The 25,697-nt window shown below is 64.6% G+C and carries 21 protein-coding genes; 9 read left to right on the forward strand and 12 right to left on the reverse strand.

Annotation, left to right across the window (positions count from 1 at the left end; genetic code table 11):
• Nucleotides 1-51: 51 nt before the first annotated feature.
• From OM960_RS13300 to OM960_RS13355, 12 genes are all read right to left on the reverse strand, one after another.
• Entirely contained in the window at nucleotides 52-978 is a 927-nt protein-coding gene (locus OM960_RS13300) for a hypothetical protein (protein ID WP_264772288.1), read from the reverse strand.
• A gap of 190 nt (nucleotides 979-1,168) precedes the next feature.
• Nucleotides 1,169-2,626, reverse strand: coding sequence for a hypothetical protein (locus OM960_RS13305; RefSeq protein ID WP_264772289.1), 1,458 nt, complete (start codon nucleotides 2,624-2,626; stop codon nucleotides 1,169-1,171).
• Nucleotides 2,623-6,231 (reverse strand): TraM recognition domain-containing protein, encoded by a 3,609-nt coding sequence (locus tag OM960_RS13310; RefSeq protein WP_264772290.1) that lies wholly within the window; start codon nucleotides 6,229-6,231, stop codon nucleotides 2,623-2,625. The genes OM960_RS13305 and OM960_RS13310 overlap by 4 nt, the downstream gene beginning before the upstream one ends.
• Nucleotides 6,232-6,282: 51 nt before the next feature.
• Complete coding sequence (locus tag OM960_RS13315; RefSeq protein ID WP_264772291.1) at nucleotides 6,283-7,035, reverse strand: hypothetical protein; 753 nt, start codon at nucleotides 7,033-7,035, stop codon at nucleotides 6,283-6,285.
• A gap of 3 nt (nucleotides 7,036-7,038) precedes the next feature.
• Entirely contained in the window at nucleotides 7,039-8,106 is a 1,068-nt protein-coding gene (locus OM960_RS13320; protein WP_264772292.1) for a hypothetical protein, read from the reverse strand.
• 22 nt (nucleotides 8,107-8,128) lie between these two features.
• Nucleotides 8,129-9,160, reverse strand: coding sequence for a hypothetical protein (locus OM960_RS13325; RefSeq protein WP_264772293.1), 1,032 nt, complete (start codon nucleotides 9,158-9,160; stop codon nucleotides 8,129-8,131).
• Between the two features lie 110 nt (nucleotides 9,161-9,270).
• Nucleotides 9,271-10,293 carry an ATPase, T2SS/T4P/T4SS family gene (locus OM960_RS13330; RefSeq protein ID WP_264772294.1) on the reverse strand — a complete coding sequence of 341 codons (1,023 nt, stop codon included), beginning with the start codon at nucleotides 10,291-10,293 and terminating at the stop codon, nucleotides 9,271-9,273.
• 86 nt (nucleotides 10,294-10,379) lie between these two features.
• Nucleotides 10,380-11,963, reverse strand: coding sequence for a hypothetical protein (locus OM960_RS13335; RefSeq protein ID WP_264772295.1), 1,584 nt, complete (start codon nucleotides 11,961-11,963; stop codon nucleotides 10,380-10,382).
• 103 nt (nucleotides 11,964-12,066) lie between these two features.
• Entirely contained in the window at nucleotides 12,067-12,630 is a 564-nt protein-coding gene (locus tag OM960_RS13340) for a hypothetical protein (RefSeq protein WP_264772296.1), read from the reverse strand.
• Nucleotides 12,631-12,645: 15 nt separating this feature from the next.
• Nucleotides 12,646-13,131, reverse strand: coding sequence for a hypothetical protein (locus OM960_RS13345; protein WP_264772297.1), 486 nt, complete (start codon nucleotides 13,129-13,131; stop codon nucleotides 12,646-12,648).
• A gap of 203 nt (nucleotides 13,132-13,334) precedes the next feature.
• The gene (locus OM960_RS13350) at nucleotides 13,335-14,780 is read right to left on the reverse strand and encodes a secretion/conjugation apparatus DotM-related subunit (RefSeq protein WP_264772298.1); all 1,446 of its coding nucleotides are present in this window, start codon (nucleotides 14,778-14,780) and stop codon (nucleotides 13,335-13,337) included.
• Nucleotides 14,777-15,274 (reverse strand): DUF2608 domain-containing protein, encoded by a 498-nt coding sequence (locus OM960_RS13355; RefSeq protein WP_264772299.1) that lies wholly within the window; start codon nucleotides 15,272-15,274, stop codon nucleotides 14,777-14,779. The genes OM960_RS13350 and OM960_RS13355 overlap by 4 nt, the downstream gene beginning before the upstream one ends.
• 93 nt (nucleotides 15,275-15,367) lie before the next feature.
• On the opposite strand from OM960_RS13355, the gene OM960_RS13360 reads away from it, so the two are divergent.
• From OM960_RS13360 to OM960_RS13400, 9 genes are all read left to right on the forward strand, one after another.
• Entirely contained in the window at nucleotides 15,368-16,003 is a 636-nt protein-coding gene (locus tag OM960_RS13360) for a hypothetical protein (RefSeq protein ID WP_264772300.1), read from the forward strand.
• Complete coding sequence (locus OM960_RS13365) at nucleotides 16,003-17,130, forward strand: hypothetical protein (RefSeq protein ID WP_264772301.1); 1,128 nt, start codon at nucleotides 16,003-16,005, stop codon at nucleotides 17,128-17,130. The genes OM960_RS13360 and OM960_RS13365 overlap by 1 nt, the downstream gene beginning before the upstream one ends.
• A 25-nt stretch (nucleotides 17,131-17,155) precedes the next feature.
• The gene (locus OM960_RS13370) at nucleotides 17,156-17,551 is read left to right on the forward strand and encodes a toxin co-regulated pilus biosynthesis Q family protein (RefSeq protein WP_264772302.1); all 396 of its coding nucleotides are present in this window, start codon (nucleotides 17,156-17,158) and stop codon (nucleotides 17,549-17,551) included.
• A gap of 26 nt (nucleotides 17,552-17,577) precedes the next feature.
• Nucleotides 17,578-19,188, forward strand: coding sequence for a secretin GspD/PilQ domain-containing protein (locus OM960_RS13375; RefSeq protein WP_264772303.1), 1,611 nt, complete (start codon nucleotides 17,578-17,580; stop codon nucleotides 19,186-19,188).
• Nucleotides 19,189-19,255: 67 nt separating this feature from the next.
• Nucleotides 19,256-20,797 carry a type 4b pilus protein PilO2 gene (gene pilO2 / locus OM960_RS13380; protein WP_264772304.1) on the forward strand — a complete coding sequence of 514 codons (1,542 nt, stop codon included), beginning with the start codon at nucleotides 19,256-19,258 and terminating at the stop codon, nucleotides 20,795-20,797.
• Nucleotides 20,798-20,879: 82 nt separating this feature from the next.
• Nucleotides 20,880-21,881: a hypothetical protein gene (locus OM960_RS13385; protein ID WP_264772305.1), complete on the forward strand. Its 1,002-nt coding sequence runs from the start codon at nucleotides 20,880-20,882 to the stop codon at nucleotides 21,879-21,881.
• A 43-nt stretch (nucleotides 21,882-21,924) separates the two neighbouring features.
• The gene (locus OM960_RS13390) at nucleotides 21,925-23,547 is read left to right on the forward strand and encodes a GspE/PulE family protein (RefSeq protein WP_264772306.1); all 1,623 of its coding nucleotides are present in this window, start codon (nucleotides 21,925-21,927) and stop codon (nucleotides 23,545-23,547) included.
• Nucleotides 23,544-24,527, forward strand: a complete 984-nt coding sequence (locus tag OM960_RS13395) for an ATPase, T2SS/T4P/T4SS family (protein WP_264772307.1) — start codon at nucleotides 23,544-23,546, stop codon at nucleotides 24,525-24,527. The genes OM960_RS13390 and OM960_RS13395 overlap by 4 nt, the downstream gene beginning before the upstream one ends.
• A complete protein-coding gene (locus OM960_RS13400; protein WP_264772308.1) occupies nucleotides 24,524-25,606 on the forward strand; it encodes a type II secretion system F family protein in 1,083 nt (360 codons plus the stop codon). Before OM960_RS13395 ends, OM960_RS13400 begins: the two co-directional genes overlap by 4 nt.
• The last annotated feature ends 91 nt before the right edge of the window (nucleotides 25,607-25,697 follow it).

A 25,697-nucleotide genomic window follows, 5' to 3' on the forward strand; every position in this document is an offset into this window, starting at 1 on the left:
GCGTGTCCTTCCCGGGACTGTACCACCCGAAAAAGAAAACGCTGCCCTCAATCAGACGGGGATGGACAGGTTTTCCACATTGGCGGTCCAGGCGATGTCGCGGGCAAGCCGCCGCCCCAGACCCGCGCTATCCTTTGACCTGGCATGGATCATTCGGTGCAGGACCTTGATGTCGGGAGGGGAGATCTCGTTGTCGAGGCCTTCCGTCAGGTCGTCGAACTGATCGAGCACGTTCTCCACGCTGATCGAGGCAAGCGACACCAGAGCCCCGGGGATCCGCTCGATCTCCCGTTGGAAGGACCGGATCACCGATGGGCAGAGCATCTCGTCCTTCAGTATGCGCGCCATGACCTGACCGCGACGCAGGGAGTCGGAGCCGGTCTGCTCCAGTTGGTGGAGGGCGACGAGAATCTTTCGGCGCCCATAGGAGAGCGAGCAGACAATTTCGCGGCTACCGGCACAGAGCAGGCCGTCGCCATCCGTATGCTTGCTGCGCTCATCGAGGATATCTACCGAGACGGCGCCGCCGTTTCCGTCGAAGCGAAGGCTCTTCGTGGGGTTGGAGATTGGCGCACCAACCATATCCGCGGCACTGAAAGACGGGTTGACCAGGAGCAGGCCTTCGCCGGTATTGACCTGCACCTTCTCCATGCCGCCCATGAAGCCGATCGACTCGAGAACCGCCGCTGCGGCGCAGGCCTCGCGGAACGTATCGAAAACATGGATGTGATAGCGTCCAGCGGGGATCTGGTGCAGGTTTGCTTGGGACAGCACCGTCCCGCGCTTGCGGAAAGTCACGCGGCCGAGATGGCAGGAATCACCAAGGAAGAGCGGGATGAACAGCGCCTCGTCGATTGTGGGCAGTCCTGACCCTTCCGTATCGGAAACGTCACGGCCGCGCTTACGGAAGATGCCGCCCTTGAAGTTCATGACGTCGTCCGCGCCATTTTCGTTGATCGATGCCTCAATGTTTTTCATACTTGTACTTTCTGGAACCCCACCCAGTTTCGAACACGCCTGCAAGACGGCAAAAAGAACGTATCCCAAGAGCGGGAGGAGCTATCCTGAAGAGCAGACTGACTTTATGGACATGTCTATTTAGATAGGTTTCTGTGCGCAAGCATTAATCGAGCATGAACAGATTGTTCATGATTCGGTGATATTTGCGTTAATCCGCCGGGTCGGATCTGGTGAGCATGAGGCCGAGCCGGTCCGCGAGACGCATCGCGTCGGTCACGGCCAGGAGTGTAAGCTCCGATGCGGAAACCGGGGTTTCCGGCCTGAGAAACAGGCGCATTACGATCCCTTCAGCCGCAAACCGGAAGAACGTGGTCAGCTCCTCTAGCGCGACCCCGGCGGGATGGCGGATCCGTTCCGGATAGGCGGCCAGGAGCATTGTCCCGATTTCATGAATGTAGCGCCCGGTCGGTACGCCGGTCAGGTCGACGACGTAGCTATCGAGACCGCGGTCCTCGTAGCCGAACTGCCCCTCGACGAGGCGGAGATCGGGAATCAGGTGAAATCCGAGATCCCCGCCGGCGGCGGCCAGTTCCAGCTTCTGCTTCGGGTACGGCCGCAATACCATCGTCGTTACGAGATCCATCTCCGCAAGGCCGTTGAGCGCCATGTCCGCCTCGAGGCGCATCGCGCCGCCCTTCATGAAAAGCGAGAAACCGGATGCGCCGGTTACGGTAGAGAGCCCGACCCGGCTGAAATTGGCGATCGCCTCTTTCGGAACCACGCCAGGGGAATAGATCCGGGTCACCGGCGCGGCAGCCGTCAGCCGTCCTTCGATGAGCGTCAGCGCGTTAAGAGCCTCCATGAGGGCAAGCTGACCGCTGCCCTCCGGCGAGAAGAGTCGCCCCGAACGCAGGACGCGGATCGCACCCTGAAGCCCCGAGGAAACCACCTCCGAGGAGATGTCGACATTGGCGGCGCCGACAGCAGGGATTTCACCGGTATTGCGGAACTCTATCTCGGAGACCGCCACCCGGACCCCCGCCGGCAGATCCGACTCCGCGGTGGCGAGGTCCGCCGGAAGATTGACCTGTGCCCGGGCGCCCGTGATCGCCGCGGAGACGCCGCCGGTGCTCATCAGCTCGATCTCCCCGGCGTCAAGGACGCCGGAGATCCGGCACCCGTCCTTCGTACCTTTTTCCTGGAAGCCGAAAGACCGGATGCGGACCGAGGCCGACGGGCCGTCCTCGCCGGGGACCTGCATCTCGCCGGCCTTGATCTCGGCCTTTTCCAGGATCGAGAGCCACTGGCAGACCGGATCTGCCGCGGCGGCGTTCGGCCAGTCGGAAAGCTGCAGTGCCAGGCCGGAAACCGAGAAGACCGGAGCCGCCGGGTCCCGGGGCCGGACCGTCATCGCTGTCACCCGAACCGCGATGTCGCCTCCGTCCAGCGCCGAGATCGCGAGCTCCTCAATGCCGATATCCGCCGCCTCACCCCGCGCCGCGACACCGTGATAGGTGCGCACACCTTCGCCGATCAGGTCCTGCGCCACCGTTACCCGGAAGGCCCCGGCGGGGAACAACCGTTCGAGCGGCGTCAGTGCCGGTTTTGACCAGGCCATGGCGGGAAGGGCCGCGGCGACCAGCCCGGCCAGAATCAACGTCCTCATTTCTGCTCCGTCGAAATGATTTTCTCAAGCTCGTCGACCGCGGCGTTCATGAAGCCGGAATCCTTCACGCTGGCCAACGGGATCGGTCTGGTGGTTCCGGAGCGCCGCAGGATGTCGAGGCCAAGTTCGCCATTCACATCCTCTTCCGCGAAGATCTTCGCAAAGCGATTGGAGTTCTCGGCCAGGTAGTTGAAAAACTCGCCCATGCTCTTGCGGTTCTCCCGCTCCGTTTCCTTCTCCTCCACCTCGGTGCTGACGATATGCTCCTCGATGTCGAGGTTGCGCCGCGCGGTTTCCTTGGCTCTCTCCTGCGCGATCAGGAGGTCGATCATACCGCCATGGCGCTCCTGCGGTGTGCGGCCGCGCGCCGCGCGCGCAAGCCCCGAGACGACATCCCCGACCTCCCCGTCGCCATCGTCGCCGAGGTCGAAATCGTCGAAATCATCACTCTCCCGGCGATGGGCCGGGCGGCCACCATCGCGGCGCGCGCGGCCTTCGGGAGCGAAATCATCGCCATCGAGGTTGCCCCGGATGCCGAGCTCGCCCATCAGGTCGATGTCCAGCTCGTCCTCCCAGTTGCCCTTGTCGTCCTCGGCCTCGACCATGACGCCCGGCATGCGGGCCTGACCGCCCGCCATGATGGCCCCAAGCCAGGCGTGATGGATGTTGCGCGGGTTGGCGGCATGATCGCCGGCCGACCACAGGAGCTTGCCGGCGACACCCGCCACCTCGGCGAGACCGTCCCTTGGCGCCGCAAGCTCGGTGATCGCCTCCGGATCCTTGCTGAGGCCGAGCATCTTCTCGGCGGTGCGGACCATGGAACCGATGAACTCGATCTCGACACGCTGGTCGAGACCGGGCACCCGATCGGTAGGGCCGCGGACCTTGAGAAACTTGTTGACGCTGAAGTTCGCGGCGAACTCGCTGCCGATGTAGAATGTCGAGGCCTTGACCAGGGTGCCGTTGAAGAGGAAGTAGAATTCCCCCTCCATCATGTTCTGGAGCTCGTCGACCTTGACCTTGTCGACCTCCTGGAAGGAGGCGTCCATCCGGTCGACCCAGCGGTTCGCGAAGAACCCCGGCTGGGACTGGAAGCCGGAGGTGACCGCGACCTGGGTTCGTCCGAAGAGCTTCTGGATGAAGCCTACCGTCTTGTCGCCGTCCACCGTCTTGCCCGCGGCGAAGATCGAGGCGTTGGCGGCCGCGGTCTCGGCGATCTGGGGGCTGATCGCCTGCATCGCCGCCATGTCCTGGCCCGCGACGATGATCATGAAGCCGAGCGAACGGGCCTGGGCCATCATCACGTCGATGCCCTTGACCATGTAGTAGCCGGCCTCGTCGAGCACGACGATGTAGGGGGACGGTGCCCGGGTCTGCTTGGATTCCACGATCTCCTGGCGCGAGCCCTGCAGCATGAAGCCCGACGCGTTGCCCATCATGATCTTCGCCATGGTGACGATGATCTTGCCGCAGTTCTGCATCTCCTCGGGCGCCTTCTGGAGCGCCGGCAGCAGCACGATCAGGATCCTGCGGTTGAGCACGATATCGTCGATATCGACCTCGCCGAGCGGCGTCCGGAAGATGTGCCCGTAGTCATCTGCCAATGATCCCAATGGCTTAGTGAGCTGCATCGAGAGGAAGCCGTACTGCTCATTGCACTTGGAATCCTGCGCGTCGCCGTTCATCGCCTTCTCGATCGAGAAGCCCGGGAGCGTGTCGAAGAAGCCCTTCATCGCGAGCTTGGTCGCGGTCGAGAACTCGCCGCGGATCGCGCGGAGGTAGAGCTCGATGAGTCCCGCCCGGGTCTTCATCTCATCCCAGGCCTCCTCCGGCACGTCCTCGATCTTCGCGATCTTCTTGCCCTTCAGGAGCGACTTGTCGAAGCCCTTCCCGAGGAAGAGGAAGTCACGGATGGTCTGCACGTTGAGCAGGATGTCACCGGAATCCCGGAGCTCGCAGAGCGCCTTCATCTCGGCGGTGACGAGCGACATGGCGCGGTTCTTCCACATGTCGTTGCCCGCGCCGGCGTCGCCCATCAGCGAGACCACGATGTTCATCAGCTGGTCGGCGCCGCCCTTGGCGAAGGGGTTGACGGTGTTCGACTGGGTCGCCGGTCCGCCGGCCGGGGCATCGGGATCGCCGCCGGCATCGGTGAAGTTAAGGACCCGCACGTCATCCTCGCGGCCGAAGCGCTTGGCGAGCGTCCAGGCACGGGCATAGAACTCCGTCGTGCCCTTGCCGTCGATGAAGAGAAAGCCCGAGGACCACATGAGGGTTTGTGACACCACACCGAGGAGGAGCTCCGTGTTGTGGGTCACGACATGGTTCTCCATGACATAGAGCCCGTCCTCGCGGTCGGTCTTGATGCAGGACATCTCGACCTCGTCCTCGAGGCGTTCGACCTGCACGACCTCGAGTCCCTCGCCGCATCCCGGGTAAGCGCAGGCCGCCGCCTGCGGCCAGACCTGGTCGATCCCCTCGAACATGAGCGTGAGGTCGACGCCCCGCGCCATCTCCTTCAGGGAGCCACGGACATAGACCGTGGCGATGCCGCCGAGCGACCAGGCGATCTGCTTGATGATTTTCGCATCCGCGACACGCAGGCCGGAGAGGCGCACGCCGTGCTTTTCGATTGTCACGCCGATCTCGGCGTTGCGGGTCCATGTCCGCAGGAACGCGATCCGCTCCTCGGGCGAGCCCCAGAGCGAGGGCATGTAGTCGAGATGTTCGAGGCCCTCGCGTGCGCCGCGCCGGGCATGCGCCTCGGAGAGGATCGGCGAGCCCGCGGGGATCGCCATGCCCTCGTGCGGCCGGGCGAGCGGGATCGTGATGTGAAGCTTGTCGCCATGCATGCCCGAAAGGATACCGACGTCCCCAGCGGTCATGAGCTTGCCATCCTCGGTAAAGCCGAAGCCTTCGGGAAGATCGAGCTTTCCGTCGAGCCGCACGCGCGGCTTGGCCTTCACATGCCAGAGATGATCGAGCGAGCAATCGGCGTGGCGGCCATCGGAGAACCACATCCGCACCGCCGGGATCGCGCCCTGGGGGTGGATGGAGAGGATCCGAGAGGTGCCGCCGAACGGATGGCAGACCTCGTCACCGGGCCCGAGATCCCCGTTCAGCACCCATCCGCGCGGGGTGAGGACCGGCGTGTCGAGCGGCAGCGCCTTGCCCGAGCCGGTCGTGCCGAGGAAGAAGCCGTGCCGGCGGGCGTCGCCGTTCTCGATCCAGAGCTCCTCCAGGCTGGCCTGGTCACGGCCGAAATAGAGGATGCCGCCGGCCTTTGAGTAGCCTGACCCGCCGGGTTTCGGGGCGCCGTAATCGAGCCCTCCCCAGTTCTGCGGAACCTTGAAGGGGAGACGATATTTCTTGGAGGAAACCCAGCTGTAATAGCCAAGCGTGATCGGCAGGAGGCCGAGCCAGGTCTGCGGGAAGAGCGCGAGCACGCTCACCGACCCGAACATGGTGATCATCACCGTGTCCTTCATCGTCAGAAGGTCGCGCATCTCCTGCCAGGCCGACCTGATCGGCCGCCGGACAAAGCCGGGATCGACGGAATCCTTCGCCGCGGGAAGCGTCGGTGACTTGCTGACATGCTCGGCCATGAACGGACCTTCTCATCTTCGCGGGGGGCCGGGCCGGGAGTGGCGCCGGTCTCAGGTGGACGGGACGAGCCTGGCGGCCCTTTCTCCGTTCTCGCTTATACCACCGAAGATCTCGCGCGCCGCCACATAGGTCCAGGATATCAACAGGAACGTTACAGCGACGCCCACCACCGGCGGCAGCAGCCTGGCAAGCTGGATGCCGCCAAAAATGCCTACCGTGAGCGCCAGGAAAACCCGGGGCATCCTCACCAGGATCAGGACCCCCGACAGGCGGGCCTGGCTGAGCGGCATGATGAGGCCGGCGATGGCCGGCAGCCAGAGCGGCATGATGATGAGGGTCGCGACATGCGCCGCGGTCACGGTCAGGATGCCGCCACGCAGAACCTGATCGATCTCGCTCGGCCGCGGCCCGGCCGCGATGTCCGCCACCGGCACGATCGGCGGCAAAAGCAGGGCGAGCAGGATGAAGATCGAATTGACCGCGAGCGCCACGAGGGCCGCCTCGCGCGATCCGCGGAGAACCCGGCCCAGGCCGCCGCCATGCCCTTCCGAGCGCATAAGGAACCAATGGCAGGCCGTGACGGCCGGCACGCTTGCCGCGGACATGGAGGCGATCAGAAGGATTGCGGCCGAGATGCTGGGGATGTGCGGGCGGAGCCCCACGATCACCGCACCGGCGACGAGAACCCAGCCGGCGAACAGGATCAGCGCCTCGGGCGCGCGCAGGCAAAGCTGGCAGGCCTGGACGAACCAGCGCCATTCCCAGCCCGCCTTCGGCGTGTATGGTCCTGCCCCCGCCGCCATGTCTCAGTTCGCGAGCGTCGACAGGATCTGGGTCTGGACGATCGCGGTCCGGCTGTCGAGTTCGAGCTGGAGATAGGCGAGGCGGGTATTGACCGACATGACGTCGAGGATCTCCTGCAGGAGCTGCTTTTCCGAAAGGGCCGAGCGTTTGTGGAACACCTCCGGCTTCGGCGCGTAGTGGCGCAGGGTGCGGAAATCGAGGGTCTGGAGCTCGGAGACCTGGTCGCCGACCGGCCTGTTGTAGTTGGAGATGTCGTCGATATAGGGCTGCCAGGGCGTGGCCGGCCCAACCTCGGTCTTCATGTTCATGACCATCGCAATCGCCTCGAGGCCGGCGTTGGCGCGGGTCTTCTGGACGGCCCGTGCGGCCGCGCGGGCTACGCCCTCGGGGGTGCGCAGTTCTTCCTCGGTCACCGGCCGCGGCGGGAACGGGTCGGTCATGTTGCGCACCAGGCGGTTGGCAGCGCGGCGGTCCTCGTCGGTCTCGATCGTGAGCGTTGGGTTCTGCAGGATGGCGGCCGGGTTGACGGTCGGCTCGGCAAAGCCGCCCATGCCCTTGGCAAGCTCGATCTGGTCGTCGACGACGCTCCGCGCGAAGCGGGTGCCGCCCTCGCGGACCGCCGGGTCGCCGCCATCATTCTGGACGCGGGCCTCTGCCACCGTGGTCGAGCCGCGCAGCGCGCCCGAACCGCCGCCGTTGCGGTAGGCGCCGGCGAGAAGGCAGCTATCCGGGCTCGGGTCAAACTCGCCGCTCTCGGCCCGGGCCCGGAACTCCTGGCGCAGCCGGGTGGTCGCGTTCTGCTCGGCCGCGTCGGTGATCCGGCGATTGGCCTCGATCTGCTTGTCCTGGTAGGCCGATTGCTCGCCGGAATGACCCTTCAGGGCGGCGATCAGCCGGTCCGTTCCATCGTTGATCGCCCGTTCCGCGGCCCGTACCGCGTCACGGGTTTCGGTCACCCGGTTGCGGGTGCTCTGCAGGGTCGCTTCCGTGGCTTTCCAGGCCGCAGCCGAATCCGGCAGGGCACCAATGGCCAAGGCCGAAAGGCAGGCGCCGAGAATGATCTTCTTCATGGTTCAGTTCTCCCTTGCGCGCTCACTGGCCGTCCGTTGCGCCGTTGGTCATGAGATCCCAGATCGTCTGCTGCGGTGTCATGGGGATGGCCGCCGGAGCGGCCGTCGGTGCCTCCGGGCGGACCTGGCCGCCCTCCCGGTCCGCGGCTTCCTCCCCGGAGGTGAACTCCGCCGCCACGCCCGCCGTCGTGGCAACCGCCGTGGCGGCGCCCGAGGTGGGAAGGGCCGGCGCCTCGGAGGGGGCGAAGGTACAGCTGGAGCTTTGGCTCGTCCGATTGTCGCGGTCATACTGGACGGTACCGCTCGTCACCCGGCAGCCGATATAGTCGCCAAGCGCCTGGAGCAGCTCTTCTTCATATTGAGCGCTCGCGGCCTCGTAGGCGGCGATTTCTTCGGGGGAAAGATCCGCGATGTCATTGTAGTCCGGAATGACGCCGACCGAGGGCGAGGTGTTCGGGGTCACGTAGTTATCGATGGAACCGCCATAGCCGCTGCTGTCGGTGAGATTCATCATTCCGCTATAGGAGGGCATCATGGTGCCGCTCCCGTCGCTTCCAAAACCGCCGGTGCTGATCCGCCCGAGCGCGTCGGACGGCATGCTGGCGAATCCCTGGAGCGTTCCGCCGAGATCGCTCAGCGGCGGCGTCAGCTCCGCCCATTTCTCCGCGGCAAGGCGGCAGATCGTGCCCGAGACGTCCATGTCGATCCCGAGGCTCGCCGCGTCGAAGTTGCCCAGTCCCCCAGTGAGGCTGCCAAGCAGGCCACCGATATTCGAGAAGGTGTCGAGAGGCGCGGTCATCAGATCGTTGAGGCATCCGAGATCACCGACCGGCGTCGGCGCCTGGATGCTCGCCTCCGCACGGCGCACCGAGGCCTCGATCGCATCCCTGACCGCGCTGGAGATGGCGTCCTTGTCCTCCTGGTCGCAGCGTGGATCGAGGGCGCTTTCGATCCAGTCGGCATGCGAGACGCCCGGCATGAGGATGCCGGCCGCGAGCACGAAGGCGCCGGCGAGGGCCGTCTGGCCGCGGAGCAGGGCGAGCGGGGTTTTCATGTGCATTTCTCCGTTTTTCTCACTCTCTGCGGCGAGTCAGGCCAAGCTTTCATTCGCATGATGATACTGCCTCATTATGCGAAAAGTCCAATCCTTCCGATGAAAAACCCTTACCTTGGCGGGCTGGACCTGTTGATAACCTGGCGTTCGAAATCCTCATAGAGACCGCGGAAATTCCCCGCCTTGATCTTCGCGCGGATGAGGTGGTTGTCAGTGCCGTGGATCTTCGCGGTCTTCAGCATCACCCGCCCGCCGATGATCTCCTGGTGAAAGACCTGGCGCAGTGACGCCGCGATCATGTCGCGTGCCATGTCCTCGCTCATCGCACCCGATGTGAAGCGGAAGAGCGACACGATCGCCTGGACCGGGTCGGAGGCGTGGATCGTGCAGATGACCAGCGGGCCGGAGATCGCCATGTGCATCAGTTCCGAGGAGACGTCCGAGGTGCGGACCTCGCCGAGGAACACGTAGCGCGGCGACCAGCGCCGCGAATGCTTGATCGCCTCGCGGACCGACTTGTCGAGGAGGTCGATCTGGTAGATCACGCCGCGATCGTCGGTCTCCCGCGCCAGCGGGATCTCCGGCGGGTCCTCGAGCGCGATACCCACGTCCCGGCTCTCGGCCACCCAGTAATCGAGCACCGAGGAGGCAAGCGTCGTCTTGCCTGAAGCGAAGGGTCCGGAGATCAGCACGAGTCCTCGCTGGATGAGGAGTTCGGCGAGATCCTCCTGCGCCCATTTTGGCAGGCCGAGGTCGCTGAAGGTCGGGATCTTGCTGCTGACCTGCCGGATACACCACCGCACCCCGTTCTCAGGGCTCGGCTCGACGGTCCCGGCAAAACCGAAATCGGGCGGTGCGATCAGCGAACAGCGATAGGATCGGTCGTCATGAGCGACGACGAATTCGCGTTTGAAGTCGGAGTGCCGCCACTTGCGCTCGATCGTCTTGTGAAGCTCGATCGCGTCGCTGACGAGCACCTCCGGGATCCGGGTGAGCCCCTTGCCGAAGGCGGTTACGCCGATTGTCGCGGATCTCAGGCCGCGCGCCATGATCGGGGCGAGCGGGTCGGAAGAGATATACATGTCGATGAAGTTGTAATCGGCGAGCTTGCTGGCCGCCCCCCCGGTCGACATCAGGGGATTGACAGAGGGCCAGGCCGCTTGCGCGGCCGGGCCTGGCGGAGCGGTTTCCGCAACCGGTGCCGTCGGACGCCGGAACATCAGTAGCACCGGGTCTGTACGACCACCGCGCCGAAGCTGCTGTCGAGCTCGTAGACGTCTGCGCTCCCATCGGCCAGATCGCCGGTGTTCTGGACCCCGGCCCCGTCGAAACCGGTGCAGGTTCCGGCGACGTCCGGGGCGCCGTTCACGTGGTAGCCAATCGAGGTCGAAAGCGGGCTGCTCACGTCATTCGTGCAGAAATCCTGGCCCACGAAGACCATCAGGCGGACCCGCCAGTTGGTGGCGTCGACATCCTCGGCGAAGGCGCGCACGCCGACGATGGCGCGGCCCCTCGGGTCGGAATATGCGGCCGGCGAGGGATAGATGCGCGGCTCCATCGGGGTCACGCCATCAATGGTTGTCGCAGGGCAGATGGGCTTCGCCACGGTCTGGCCGGCACGGACCACGCGCGTGTCGACGATCGTCTCCGAGAGATCCTGGCCGCCATTGACCTGGTCGATGACAACGCGGTCGGGCTGGACGATGTTCTCGTCGGCGGCACCCACCGTCTGGCGCACCAGCACGTCGTCGCCACCGAAGGTGACGCGGTCGGCGCGGATCCCGAGGGCGCCGATATCGGCATCTGGGCCCGCCACGGCCAGGTTGCCGGTCATCCTGGTGGTGGCGCAATCGATCAGGAACTCGTTCTGGACGCCGGTATTGCCGCTATCGGCGCAGTCGAGCATGGTCACCCCGCGCAGGGCCGGGAACCGGTCGGCGATCCCATCGCCGTTGGTGTCGTGGTGATTGAGGACGATGTCGGCATAGATCTCGTTGGAGGCCAGGCAGTCGGCATATTCCTGGCTGGCGATGTTCACGCCATCGCAGCGCCGCAGCGGATCGGGAACCCCGTCGGAAGCGGCGTCGGAACCGAGAACCCCAAAGGAGGAGAGCGAGACGAGTCCCGCGAAATGGCCAGGATCCGGATACTCGGCAAGCGCCGCGAAGCTCGTGATGTCCATGACGAAGTTCGCGTAGGGCCCACGCGCGGTGCCGGCCTCGCTGACATAGCCACCAAAGGTGGAGTCGAGCCGGCCGATGATGTCGCCACCATCGCCGAGACGGACCGGATCGCCGCCATAGGTCACAAGGAGCGCCTCGATCTCCATCTCGCCATTCGCGGGATCGCTGTCGACAAGCACTCCGTCGATACCCCCGGTGCTCATCGGGTCAAGATCGCCATGCGACAGGGTGACCTGGGGCGTGCCGGTGTCGGCACGGTCGACCGCGCGCGCGATCAGTGCGTATTGTTGGCCATACATGTGCCCGAGGACGCCGTCGCCGGAGAACGAGGCCGGAAGGTACCCCTCGTCAGCCAGTTTCTGCATCGGGTAGGCAAGAATGGCGCTGCCGCCGGTTTCGGCCTCCTTGAAGAGATCGAGACGGATGGCGTTGTAGTTCTGCTGGACGAAGTTGCGCGCCGCGGCCAGGATCACGCCCTGCTCGGAGGCGATCATGATCTCCTCCTGCTTTTCCTTTTCCTGCGCGATGAAGGCGGCCGAAAGCCCGACGAGGGAAGCGGCGACGCCGAGCGCCAGTATGGCCTCGAGAAGCAGGGCCCCCCGCTGGCGCATGCGCATCATTCTTCTTGTTTTTCGCATCATCATCTTCGTCTTCGCTCCGTTTCCCCGAATTGCGGCCGGTCGCCAGGGCCCGGCCCGTGTTCTGCCGCCGCGCTCCCACGGCTCACGTCTGGCTTTCCTCGCTCGAGATGCCGCCATCCGATCCGCCCGTCCCGCCATTGCCGCCCCCGCCGCCGGGCGGAGCCGGCGGTGTCTCGCGGATCACCGTCACGACAACCGGAACGTGGTTCCCGACCGGGATGACCAGGTCGGTGAAGTCCTGGCCGTCGACATAGCCGCCGGTGCCGGCGCCATCGAACTCGTAGCGCCCGGCATAGGTTTTCGGCATCCGGACCAGTGTCTCGTCAGAGATCTGGCCGAATGCGCGCAAGACATTCCGGTCTTCCGGGTCGCCGTGCGCGTAGGTGACAACGATGGTGCGCGAGCCGCTGCTGACCACCCGGCTCTCCCATTCCGCCATGTCGCGGAACGGTCCGCCGACCGATCCGGTCACGCTGCCATAACTCATGTCGTTGCGATCCGCGATCTCGACCGCCGAGCTGTGCTGCATAAGCAGATTGGTCGAGATCGCCGCAGGCAGGCGCTCGTCCGGATCCCGGTCCTTGGGCGCAAGGACGTAGCCGATGACGAGCGTCAACGCGATGAATGCGGGGATCAGGGGCAGCATGGCGTCAGCTCCAGTTCACAAGAGGATCCCGATCGCGGCGGCAAGCCACGTGACCGGAAAGGAAAGTGCGAGAAATGTAATAGCTCTTTCGTTATTCATATCATTTCCGAGAACTTCTTTCAAAACCTCATCAACAACTTCCTGCCTGGAAAACAGCGAAAGAATTTCATCGGACTTCATGCACAGAGCGAGTATTGCGGATATTGTCATCATGACCGCGACCATTGCCGGCGTGAGCCCGAAGATCATCACCGGAATCGTGAGCGCGAGAAGATCGGCGGGCGGCGGGATCATTCGCTCCGGAAACCGCCACTGCGCGGCCATCCAAAGACCCTGGGCAGCGATATAGGCCGCCACGCCCCCAACCAGGAGCCAGGCCGGATCCCCACCCCAGGAGCCGAGGATACCTCCCGTCGCGAGCGCGGCGGCGACAGCCGGCCCCACGACCAGGTCCGGCGCCCATCCGCTCGCCCTGTCGATCATCGCACCCGTCAGGAGCATCGCCCCAAGTACCGCCACGACGGCGATTTCGAGGACCTGGGCTTGCGCGCCGAGCAGGAGCGCAGGCGAGGCGCCAAGAAAGGCGGCGGCGGCAAAATGCCAACGGGGAATGCCGGTGCCGGGACCAGCGGTCAGCCTGAGCCCGGCCTCGGCGGCCGCCGCGCAGACCGTAGCGGCGATCGCAGCGATGGCGAGATGCGCAATCATCCGTCGATCCCGTCGATATCGGCGGCAGTCTCGACGCCGAGGATGCTGCCGCGGATCATCTCGATCTGGTCGCCCGGGGTCCGGTGACGCACGGCGCGCTGCTTGCGCAGATCTATACGCTCTGGCGTCATGTCGAGATAGTCCTCGAGAAGCGCGCGGGCGGCCTGGTAGACCGCCGGCCTGCGGATCGGGCGGGAAATCTGCGTCTCCGCGCGCGAATGCGCAAGCGCGCCCGCGGCTTCGATCATGACCGCCTCGTTGCCGACATTGTTGAGGATGTACCACATCAGCCGGTCCTCCGCCTTCAGCCACAGGAAGGCAGCGGGTGGCAGGACGCCCCGGTCCTTGCGCGCCTTGGCAAGGAAGGTCGGAAAGGCGGATTCGACCCAGGCGTGGTGCCCTGCGGCGCGCGCGAGCGTCTTGCCGGGGGTGCCGAGGACGATCTTGTCGATCTTCGCGGCCATCCCCCGCTCCGAAAGGAGGGCGCCATCCATGCTGCCCCGCTTCGCCTTCATGGCATCCGCGAGGATGCCGAGCTCAGACAGGAGCTTGTTGCCGCCGTCGATATCGTAGGCGTAAAAGAGCGCCATGACCGCGAACAGCGCCTTGTGGCAAGGCCGAAGGTCGGCCGGACCCGTCCAGGGCGTGCGGAGCTGGGCCGAAAGCACCTCCGAGACGGTCTCGAGATCGAGCTCTTCCCATCGACCGCGAAATTCGAAGTCGCTGTCGCGCACACTCTCGTCGCCGCCGGTCATCACGCTGTAGCGGCCGGGATCGAAGGCCAGGCCATTGGCGATGAGCCATTCCTCGGGCCTGAGCGCCCTGTTCCATGTACCGGGCTGCAGCGCGATCAGGCGGCGCGGGATCGCGAAACCTGGCATCTTTGCCCCCTCGCCGTACTTGCCCGCGACGCTTTCCGCGATCCGGCGCGCAGAGATCTCCTTGCCCTTGAGCGGGTTCATGTGGCGCGCGATCCGCGAGGTCATCCAGTTCTCGGACTGCACCCAGATCATGCTCTCCAACGTGTGGCTCGTCCGGTACTTCTGGTCGACCCGGAACTCCTTTCCGTTAAGGGCGATCCAGACGAAGCTGGCGCCGTAGAGGATAGACGCGGCGCGCCCCCCGGCGACCAGGACCGCCGTGCGCTGCTCCGGGGTCATCGCCGCATAGCCGCCCTGGCCAAGGAACTTGTGGGCCAGGAGGGACTGGTCGAAAAGCCAGGATCCGATGAACGGAATATCCTGCAGAAAGGGCAGGTACCTGGCCGCCGTGGCGAAGGGCAGCGTGTGCAGCCAGGTCACCGCGCCGATGAAGGCGTTGATGCGCATCTCCTGGGCGGCAATGATGGCGATGACGATGAAAAAGCAGATCAGGCCCGCGATGGCGAGCTTGAAGAGCTCCTGGTCGTCGCCGGGCTGCCCGGGCTGGGACGGCCCGCTCATCCCGCATACCCCCCTTCGGCCGCGGCCTCAGGGACGGCCGTTGCGTCATGTGCGCATTGCGCGACCCGCGCTACCAGGCCCATATCGATATCGACCGGCCCGAAATGAGCCTCGATCCGCTGCACGTGGCGCTCGAGATCGTCGATTAGAACGACCGGAGCCCCATCGGGCGAGTCCGGATCCCTCGGCGCGACATCGATGGCATAGTGGAGCCCGATCCCGAGCAGCGACGAGGGAATTCTGGCGAACGAGACAGGCATGCCTGACGCGCGCTCGTCAAGACCGGCCATCGAGTGGATATTCAGCGAGAACAGGCCGAGCTTGAGCAAGTCGCGGACAAGGACCTGGCTGAGAAACGCGGTGCCAGCCGGAAAGGTGCGGCCGTTACGGGAGAACTGGTGAGGGCAGCGCATGCCGACCTCGAGCAGGACGCGCGCCCTGAAATCGGTATCGAGATCCAGGCGGACGCTCTCCGTCTCGTTCAGGCTTGACATGGGACCTCCGGCAGGCTGGCGACATTTCTTGAAGAATACCCGCGACGCGCGAAATCGTCCAAAGCCAATATGACGGATAATTATTTACTTACAGTGAGTTATACGGTCCCACATGACGTTTTCCACATAATTGAGCCAGCGACTCCTGGGCGCAAATTGCGTACTGGGCAAATTTGTGAAAAAAAGATCCTCATGAAAAAAGACAATGATCACATGACGCGCGGAACGACTGCCAAACGCTTTGATGCCGGCGCTCCCGGAGGGGCTGGAGCACTGCCCGAAACGGTCGTTTCCGCGCTGATCGGCGCGTCCGACGAGATCGCCGCGTCCGAGACCTGGGTGGCGCCCCGCCGTGGTGGCGTCAGCGGAGCCGTGCCGCGCATCATGTCGGTCATCATGGCTTCGAACGCGATGTTGCGCCGCGATACCGCTGCGCGCTCCTTCGTCCGCAGCAGCTGCCTCAGGGTTCTGGCCTATCTCCCGGCCGACCTGCGGCTGAGCGCCCTCATCGACCTTGCCAACCGCAACCCCGAGGCTCTCGACGATATCTTCTCGGGGAGCATCCCGGAGGAATACGAGATCTTCCGCTTCAACATCCTCGCATCGCTCGGGGTCTTCGCCCGTCATGGCCTGATCGAGGAGGTCTTTACTCGAGATCGCATCGAGGCGGTCGGCAAGGCCGTGGGCGATGTGAAAAAGAAACGCACTTCCGGCGCAGGTGACAAATGATGAAACCGGTCCAGAGTACCGCCGGGTGGATTGTCGGCATTGGCTGCGCGCTCATGGCCGCGGCTGCGCCCCTGGCTTTCGCGCAGGAAGCGGCGCCCGACCTTCCGCCCTTCATTCTCCCCGACGAGACGCCTGCGGACCCGGCGGTGGTTGGCGGCCTGACCGATGAGTGGGCGCGCAGGATCGTCGCGACAAACGGCAAGGCGGCTGAGGCAGCCGTGGCCGAGGACCCCTCGCATCGCGTGATCGAGATGATCCGCGGCCGCATAGCGGAGCGCTATGTGGCGGATGACGGCGATATCGACCTCGAGCGGGTAAGTGCCCTGCTCAGCGGCGACTACCTCGGCGATTACACGCGCGAGCGCCAGATGGATGGTCCGGTGCAGTTCAGCAACGGCGTCTTTTCTCCCGCGATCCCGGACGCGTCCGAACCGCCCGAACCCGCACCGTCCGCGCCGGCGAGTGAAGGCTTCTCCGACTTTATCCTCTCGCCCGAGGCGATCCGGGCGATGTCGCAGATGTCCCCCGACCAGATCGAAGCCATCGCCCTCATGGCTCAGATGATGAAGGATCCGGAATCTGCGAATATCAATCCTCAGCGTGACCTGGGGGGCGTTCCGAGTCTCAGCGATGAACTCGCCGGCCGCAGCCCCGAGGAATTGCTCGCCGAGCTGTCGGAAGACGCCCCGCGGCAGCCACGCGTTGTTGATGTCGGCAATGGCCGTGACGTCACGCTCGAGGGCTGGGAGGTCACGGTCGACGCAACCGGAGCGATCTCGGTCGGCAATGTGGCGCTTCCCGGCTCCGGTTTCGAGGTCGCCGTCGGCACCGTCGTCGGCCAGTTTGGCCGCGTGACCGAGATCTCGTCGATCCCGGGTGACATCTATGTGGAATTCGAGACGGGCGACCGGATCGCCGGGCGGCAAGCCAGTCTCACTGACGGCGTCCCGGCCCTCGATCTGTCCGACGAACCCGTGACGGGCGGCGAGATCCTCGTCTCCGGGGCGGCTCCGGGCGCCGAGACCGACACCGGGGCGCCGGAGGAGGCTGTCCAGGCCGAGATGCCGTCGAGCCCGTATGCACCAGTGTCATCCCCCCGCCCCCAACCGAGATCGCGTCGCCTCTGACGGCGACCTTCAAGAGGAAACAGGAATGAAAACGTCGTCAGACATGAAGCTGAAATCGCGCATCGGGCTTGCCGCCCTCGCCGCCGTGGCCCTGAGCGGTCTCGCTGGCACGGCAAGCGCGGATGTTGGGGCCATCTCCGCAGCCCCGGCGGCCACGACCCAGGACCAGTGGGTGGTCATGGCGGGTACGTCACTGAAGTCGACACTCGAGGGCTGGACGCGGGTTTCCGGCTGGACCCTGATCTGGGACAGCCCGGTGGATTATCGCATGCGCGCCTCTGCCACCTTCTCGGGCGGGTTCGAGGAATCGGCCTCACGCCTGATCGACTCGATCTACAACGGCAATCCGGAGCTCATGGCCACATTCCATCGCGGGAACCGGGTTCTTCATATCGAAAACCAGCCCCTGAGCAGCAACTGAGCGGCACGAGAAAAGGTCTGAAAACCATGAAAACGAAAGTCATCCTTCTGGCCGCCGCGTCCACCATCGCACTCGTGGGTTGTGCCAATACCGGCGACCGCTCCGGGCGGCTTGACCGCTCGGAGTCGATGGTCGATTCCGGCCTGTCGCGACTTGGTGGCCGCAACGCCCTTCGCGCCGGCGGCGCCCAGTTTTCCGAAGGCGTCTTCGTCGGCGCCTCGCCCGAGCGGCACAACTCCTCGGCGCTCCTGCCGGCCCGCTTCCAGGCCGCGGGCGCCATCCGCCTCGAGAGCCGCGACCCGATGACGCTGCCGGAGATCGCGCAGCGCCTCTCGGAGATCACCAGCATCCCCCACGTGATGGCGCTTGGCCCGACCGGCAACCTCGTCTCCGGTTTCGGCGAGGAGCTTCGCTCGGCGAGCGATGTGTCCTCCGAGGCTGACACCGAGATCGAGGCTGAGGCGGGCGGCCGCCCGGCGCCGACCAATGGCCGCGCCTCGGCATCCCGGCCCGCCTCTTCGGGCGGCTCCGAAGTAACGATGCGCCCCAACCTTCGCGGGTCGCTCTCCGACGTGCTGAACCAGGTGACGGCGACCTTCGAGGTCGAGTGGAGTTACTCCGACGGCCGCATCCTCTTCCGCGACTACGTCACCCGGAAGTACCAGATTACCGCGCTGCCGAGCACGGCCCAGTCGTCGTCGGCGATCGGCGCAAACTCGATCTCGACCACCTCCGCCGTCAACTCTGACGTCTGGGTCGAGGTCAGGGATACCCTCCAGGGCCTGATCGGGGACCAGGCGACGGTCGCGATCGGCTCGACCACGGGCCTCGTCACCGTTACCGCGAAGGTCAGCGACCAGAACCGCGTCGAGGAATACATCAAGGAGCTCAACGGCACGCTCGGACAACAGATCTCCTTCGACGTCAATGTCCTGACCGTCGCCCTGAACGACGAACAGTCCTTCGGCCTCGATCTCGGCGGCGCGCTCGCCAAGGGGTCCGATGGCGCGATCCGGATCGGCCCTGATGTCTTCGATGCGTCCGGCACCGATATCGGTTCCTACAATATCGGCCTGATCCGGGGTGATTTCAGCCTCGGCGCGGTGGTCAACGCCCTCGCCAGCCAGGGCAAGGTCTCGGTTGCCACCCGGGCGGGCGCGACCACCTCCAACAACCGCGTGGCTCCGATCGAGGTCGTGGATCAGTTCGCCTACCTGAAGGAAATCGCGATCGAGCAGGATGACAACGGAAACGAGCGCATCCTGCGCACGCCCGACACCGTCACCACCGGCTTCCAGATGCAGCTCTTCCCGCGGGTGATGAACAACCGCGACATCATGGTCCAGTACACGGTCCGGCTCTCGGAGCTGAACGACATCAAGACCTTCGGTGACGGCAACGAGGCCGTGCAGTTGCCCGAGATCTCGACGACCTCATTTGAACAGCAGGCGGTTCTCGAGAACGGACAGACGCTGGTTCTCGCCGGGTTCGAACGCCGTCGCGTCTCTTCGGACGGCAAGGGCAGCGTCGTCGGCCTGTCCGGTTTCGGCGGGTCGAAGAGGACCGCCAACCAGCGTGTGGCGACCGTGATGATGATCACGCCGCACATCATCGGCCGTTCGAGCGCTTCCCGGTAATGGCCGCGCCGCCGGGCGTCCCGCAGGCGCCCGGCTTGGATGACCTCAAGGATCCGAGGATAATGGAATGAAGTTCAGGAAGCGCGAAAAAACGACCGACGACGGGGCGCCGGAAGGCGAGGTGAAACCGCGCCGGTTCGCCAGGGTCTTGGGCCGGAAGACCGCTCCCGAGGTCGGGGAGGCCGGCGACGGGTTCGTTCCGGAGAACCCCCGTTCAAAGAAGGCCACGCCCAAGGCCTCGAAGGGCACGTCCATGAAATCGCTGTCCTTCTCCGCTAGTGCCGCATCCGCGGCGGAGTTGAAGAAGTCGATCTCGACCTCGCCGGACATCTTCATGGACGAGCCGGGCGTCATTGCCTTCGGCAAGAAGAAGGCCGCCCTCGGCCTCAGCTGGACGACCAGGGACGAGGACAAGACGGTCAAGGCGCAGATACGGGATCTCAACGAACAGAGCGCCGAGGATCCTGCCTCGAGAACGGTCAACTACCAGTTCTACACGGACACCAAGAAGACCGGTTTTGTCGGCCTCGGAAGCCCCGATCTCGGCCACAAATCCGGGATGAAGGCGCTCGTCACGCTCCTGTCCCCCGCAATCACAGGTCCGCGCTGGATCGGCGTGTTCCGCCTCGACGAGAGCAAGGATCTCTGGTGGGTCGGCTCGATCCGCGACAGCAAGGTCTTCGAGGACCAGATCATCACCGGTCGCCATCGCGCCGAAGAGATCTTTCTCACCGAGCTGCAGGCTCCCGACTGGTCGTCCGTCTTTGCGCCGGAAGACTGGGGTATCGCCCAGACCAGAGGCGAGCGGCTGCATGAGGTCGTCGACTTCCGGGGTGGCGAAAAGCTGAAAAGCATCAGCCCGGTCAAGGACAACCTGCCTCGGATCGCTCTCGTGGCGGCCGTGGCGGCGGTGGCCGCCGGGGGGTTCCTGTTCTTCCAGAACATGAAGGCCAAGGAGCTCCGAGAACTCGAGGAGTTGAGAAAGCGGGTTGAAAGCCAGGTCAGTCTCGGACCCCAGGATTTCCCGTGGTACAACGTTACCCGCGCTGATCTGTTCATCTCGACCTGCATGAGCGAGATCGAAAAGAGCATCATCGTGATTCCGGGGTGGGAGGCGCAGCCGATCTCCTGCACCATCTCCGGAGGACAGGGTACGATCTCGACGGGCTGGTCCCGGATGGGCGGCCGCTTCTCCTGGCTCCGGACCGCGATCCCCGGGGAGGATCCTCAGCCCACCATGTCCCCGGACGGGACGACGGCGGCCTTCTCGCGCAGCTTCACCGCTCCTTACGATGAACTGTCCTTCGCCGACCAGCCCTGGGGTGGAGCCCAGATCGACAGCTGGGTCCGCGAGCGGCTCCAGGTCTTCGGCCTCGAGCTCTCGATGCGCCCGAACCAGGAAAACCGGGACGCGGCCGGCGCGAAGCCGCTGTTCAATTCCCACGACATCCGCATCCAGACACCGTACGCGATGCGAAATTATGGGGATTTGCTGAGGGATGTTCCGGCACTGGTGCCACAGGTTCTGATATACAACGTCCAGACCAGCAGTTGGGACCTTGCCCTGAAGGCCTACCACCCGCCGATCCTGCCGGTGCCGAAACAGTAGGAGCAAGGGAATGAGAGCAAAACCGAACCTTAAATCGATCGAGGCCGTCATGCGAAAAACGAAATGCAACTTGATTATTCCGATGGGCGCATCCGCCCTGGCCCTCCTCGTCTTCCAGGCGCCCCTCCACGCCCAGGAAGCGCCCGCGCCCGCAGAGGCTCCGATTGTCACGCTTGACGCTGGCGGCGGGGACCCGGCCACAAGCGCTGGCGCAACCGTGGAGCCCGCAGGTTCCGTCGAGGCGGATGCCACGATCGGGGAAGTCGCGGTCGAGCAGACCGAAGAGGAGGCCGCTATCGAGAAGACCGAAGCGGACGCCTCCTCCGCCGGCGAGCCACGCGCCACCCCCGACAATGTCGACCCGCTTGTCGGCGACCACATGCAGCGTCTCGACCGGTTCGGCGTCATCTCGCGCCAGTCCGATCTCGGGGAAGACATCCTCATCATCGACCGCGAGATCAAGCGCGCGGAGTCGATCAGCACACTGCTCACCTACATGGGTATCGATGGTTTCAAGAAGACCTATCCCGAACTCGCGGAACTGATGGAGAACAGCCCCGTCGTGCTGCGCGCGGAACTCGACAAGCAAACACTGAAAAAGGAGATCGAGGCGGCGAAATCCGACCTTGAGCAGGCGGTCGCGGCCAACAACGCCCCCGCCCCCCGCGACGACGGATCGAGCTTCTTTGAGCTTCCCGGCGCGGCAGCCGCGGCCGACGGCCGCCCCGCGCCGACGCTTGGCGGGATCACGCCGCTGGCGGATCCGGCGGCGATCGACATGGCCGCCCTGGCGGCGCTGGGTATCGCGGCGCCAGGCGCTCTGCCCGCGCCCGCCGGCGAGATCCTGACGGAGACACCCGAGGTGGCGCCGGCCGAACCGGAGATCAAGGACATCCCGATCTCGCTTCGTGAAGTCTACGGCGTCAGCGACGATTTCACGGCCGTGATCATGCATGGTGATGAGCGCATCCGCGTGCGCGCCGGTGATGCCCTGCCGAACGACACCGTCATCGAGTTCGTCGGCGAGGACTACATCAAGCTGAAGCGTCGCGGAGAGACCGTCCGGGTCCAGATCCGCGGCTGAGAAAAGCGAAACGCTTGAACACGTAATCGGTTTCGGGGGAATCATGTCTGCTGCCGAACTCAAGGAAAAAATTGGTGATGCGGATCTCCTGACCCGTGAGGGAGGCCCCATCCAGATCACCGAGGGACAGCGCCGCCAGGTGGCGCTGTTCTCGAACGGCCTGGCCGCGATCGCCATCGGCGAGCGCTGGTCGGCCGAGGTCAAGATGCTCCTGACCAGTGCGCGCAAGAAGAACTACGAATTCACGCAGTTCATCGAGGTCGAGACGCCGACGATCCTCGACCTCTACAAGGATTCCGATCCCGAGAGCGGCAAGGCCCAGGCGCTCGAGCTCGAGCGACAGGTCGATCTCGCGGACCTGATCCGGCAGGCTGGCAGCGACCGTGCCTCGGACATCCATATCCGTGTGCTCAAGAAATACACCGAGATCCGGATCCGCGTTTTCGGCCGGGTCAAGGATCTCGGGTCGCGCAAGTCCGACGAGGGCATGGCGCTCATCAAGGCCGCCTTCGCCGTGGCCTCCGACCTCGGCACCAACTCCTCGGACCTGTCGTTCCAGCAGGGCGCCCTCACGGCAAAATCGAACCTGCTGCCGCCCAAGGTGGAGATGGTGCGTCTGCAGTATTCCCCCACCTCCGACGGTCGCGGCGCGCTCGTCATGCGTCTGAAATACGAGGCGCCCGCCAACGAGATCGAGATCGATCATCTTGGCTACAACGCCCAGCAGATCTCCGACATCTCGACGATGCGGAAGCGGACCAACGGCATGTATGTGCTCGCAGGCAAGGTGTCGTCAGGCAAATCGACCACGCTCCAGCGGGTCCTGAACAAGATGTTCGTCGACAAGCACCGCGAGATCTCGATGTATACGATCGAGGAACCGGTCGAGCTCGACCTGCCGGGCGCTATCCAGGTGCCGGTGAAAAAGAACCCCGACGGCACCGACGGCTTCGTCGAGGCCATGAAGGCCTCGCTGCGCTCGGACCCCAACGTCATCGTTCTCGGCGAGACCCGCTCGACCGAAACCGCCAAGCTGGCGGTCCAGGCGGTCATGACCGGCCACGCTCTTTGGACCACTGTCCACGCGGGCGCGGCACTCGGCATCCTCGACCGTCTCACCGACCTTGGCGTCGAGAGCTGGAAGCTCGAGGACCCGACCGTCGTGCGGGGCCTCGTCTACCAGCGTCTCACCGGCGTGATGTGCAAGGGCTGCCGGATCACCTTCCGCCAGGGCATGAAGAACGGCTCGCTCGAGCCGGAGCTCGGCGAGAAACTCATGAATCTCTTCGCCAAGGGCCCGGACGAACTTTACGTTCGCGGCGACGGCTGCCCGAAATGCAAGTTGGGTCTCGGCGGCCGGACCGTCGTCGCCGAAACCGTGCTGACCGACCCGAAACTCCTCGAGCTCTACTCGAAGGGCGACCGGATCGGCATGCGCGAATACTGGCTGAGACCGGTCGACGACAAGGGCCTGGGAGGCGTCCCGGTCCTCCACCACGCGCTCTCGAAGGTCGGCGCCGGGCTTTGCGACATCAACGAGGTCGAGGAGGAGGTCGACCTCTTCTCGATCTACGAGCGCGACTTCATGTTCCTCCGGCCGCGGCTCCTGGAGGATGTGAGGATCCTCGAAGAGCAGGAAGCCGCCAAGGAGAATGCGAAAAAATGAGCGTATCGGCCGAAAACAAGCTTGCGATCCTTGGCTTCCCGCCAGGCATCGTTGCCGGCATCGACGCGATGCGCCGGGAAAAGACCGGGCTCTTCCTGGTGTCCGGGCTCTCCGGATCCGGCCGGAAGGCGACCCTGCAGGCAATCCTGGATCTCGTCCTGAGCGATGGGGGGGAACGCTTCCATGCCGTCGTTGTCGCCCATCCGGGGGAATTCGACGTGCCGGTCTCCCTGCTTGCCCCGATGCGGGACAATCAGGAAACCGTCGACCCCCTTCATGGCGCCATGCGCTTCGCGCTCTACCAGGATCCCGAACTCATCATCCTCAGCAGGGCGAACTCGGACGAGACCGCGAAGAGCGCCGTCAATGCGGCTCTCGTGGGCTATGGAATCTGGGCCGGAATCAGCGCCTCATCCGCGTTCGACGCGCTCGATCGTCTGAGCGGGTTCGGCGTGCCGCCCCACCATTTCGAAGACTCCGTGATACGAGGAATCGTCCATCAGCAGATGCTCGGAGTGCTCTGCGGCAATTGCCGCATCACCTTTCTCAAGGCCATGGAAAGCGGCACTCTCGAGCGCGGGCTCGGTGAGCGTGCCATGCGGCTCCTTCGCAAGGATGAGGCTGGGCTCTTCGTTCGCGGAGGTGGCTGCGCGGAATGCCAGTCGGGTTTCGCCGGGCGGGCCGTGACGGCCGAGATCGTGCGTACCGACGCGGTCCTGCTGGCCCGTCGCAGGGCGGGCGACCTTGCCGGAATGCGCGAGCACTGGCTGAAACCGGCCAGTATGGGCGGTCTCGGCGGGGTGCCGATCCTGCACCATGCGCTTGCCAAGGTCGGCGCCGGCCTGTGCGACATCAACGAGATCGAAATGGCGATCGCTCCGCTCTCGGAGTATGAGCGGGACCTCATGCCCCTTCATCAACAGCTTCTGAAGGATGTCGCGATCCTCGAAGCCCGTGCCTGCGAAAAGAGAACGGCATGATTTACAAGCCCACAAACTTCGAGAAGAAGGTCGCCAAGTTCCAGTTCGGCTACAAGGCCCGGACGGATATGTATAACCAGCTCATCGCCCTTCTCGGTACCGGCATGCCGAAAACGGATGCGATCCAGATGTCCTGGGACGTGGCCTCGATGGAGGGCAAGAAGCCGAAGGAGGCAATCGCGATCGTGCTCCAGGACATCATCCAGGGCATGAAGAACGGCCTCTCGCTCGGCCAGGCGATGAAGGCCTGGGTACCGCAGGAAGACGTCATGGTTTTCGAGGCAATCGAGAACTCGGACGACTTCGTCGCCAACCTCAAGGAATATCTCGAGATGCTCGAGAAGAAGAAGAAGATCAAGTCCACCATTTCCGGAGGTCTCGCCTACCCCGCCGTCCTGGTTCTCATGGTCTACGGGATCATGACCTACTTCGGCAAGAACGTGGTGCCGCAGATCGCGCAGCTCCTGCCCATCGAGAAATGGCAGGGGGCGGCCAAATTCCTGACCTTCATGTATAACTTCGCGAACCACTACGCGATCCCCACCGTCGTCGTCTTTCTCACGATCGTCGGGATCATCATGGCCTCCCTGCCCCGCTGGGCGGACAAGGGCCGCGGCATCGCCGACAAGATGCCGATCTACTCGACCTACCGGATGTATACCGGCATCTCTTTCCTGATGTCGATGGCCTCGCTCATCCAGGGCGGGATGCCCGCGGTGCAGGCGATTGACCGGCTGCGCCCGAGCGCCACGCCCTATGTCGCCCATCGCCTGTTCAAGGTCCGCAACCAGATGCTGAACGGCAACAACTTCGGCGCCGCGCTCTACAAGGCCGGAACCGGCTGGCCGGACCAGAAGATGAACCTCAACATCAAGATCTTTGCCGAGACCCAGGATCTCTCCGCCCAGCTCGCCAAGCTCTCCAAGAGCTGGATCGACGTCGCCCAGGCCAACATCTCGAAGACCATGGCCGTGCTCAGGACCGCGGCCATGATGATGGTGTTCCTCACCATCATGGGCATCGTCGGCGGCGTCTACGCGCTGCAGGACCAGATCGCCACGTCGGTCCAGTCCCAGTAGGAAATCCGGAAAACTCACCAGAAGGCCCCGGCAAGCCGGGGCCTTTGTTTTTTGCAGAGCATACGCCCTCCCGGCGAATCCGGAAGATGCG

Origin of the sequence: Defluviimonas salinarum, from assembly GCF_026013545.1 — a bacterium.
Taxonomy (GTDB): domain Bacteria; phylum Pseudomonadota; class Alphaproteobacteria; order Rhodobacterales; family Rhodobacteraceae; genus Albidovulum; species Albidovulum salinarum.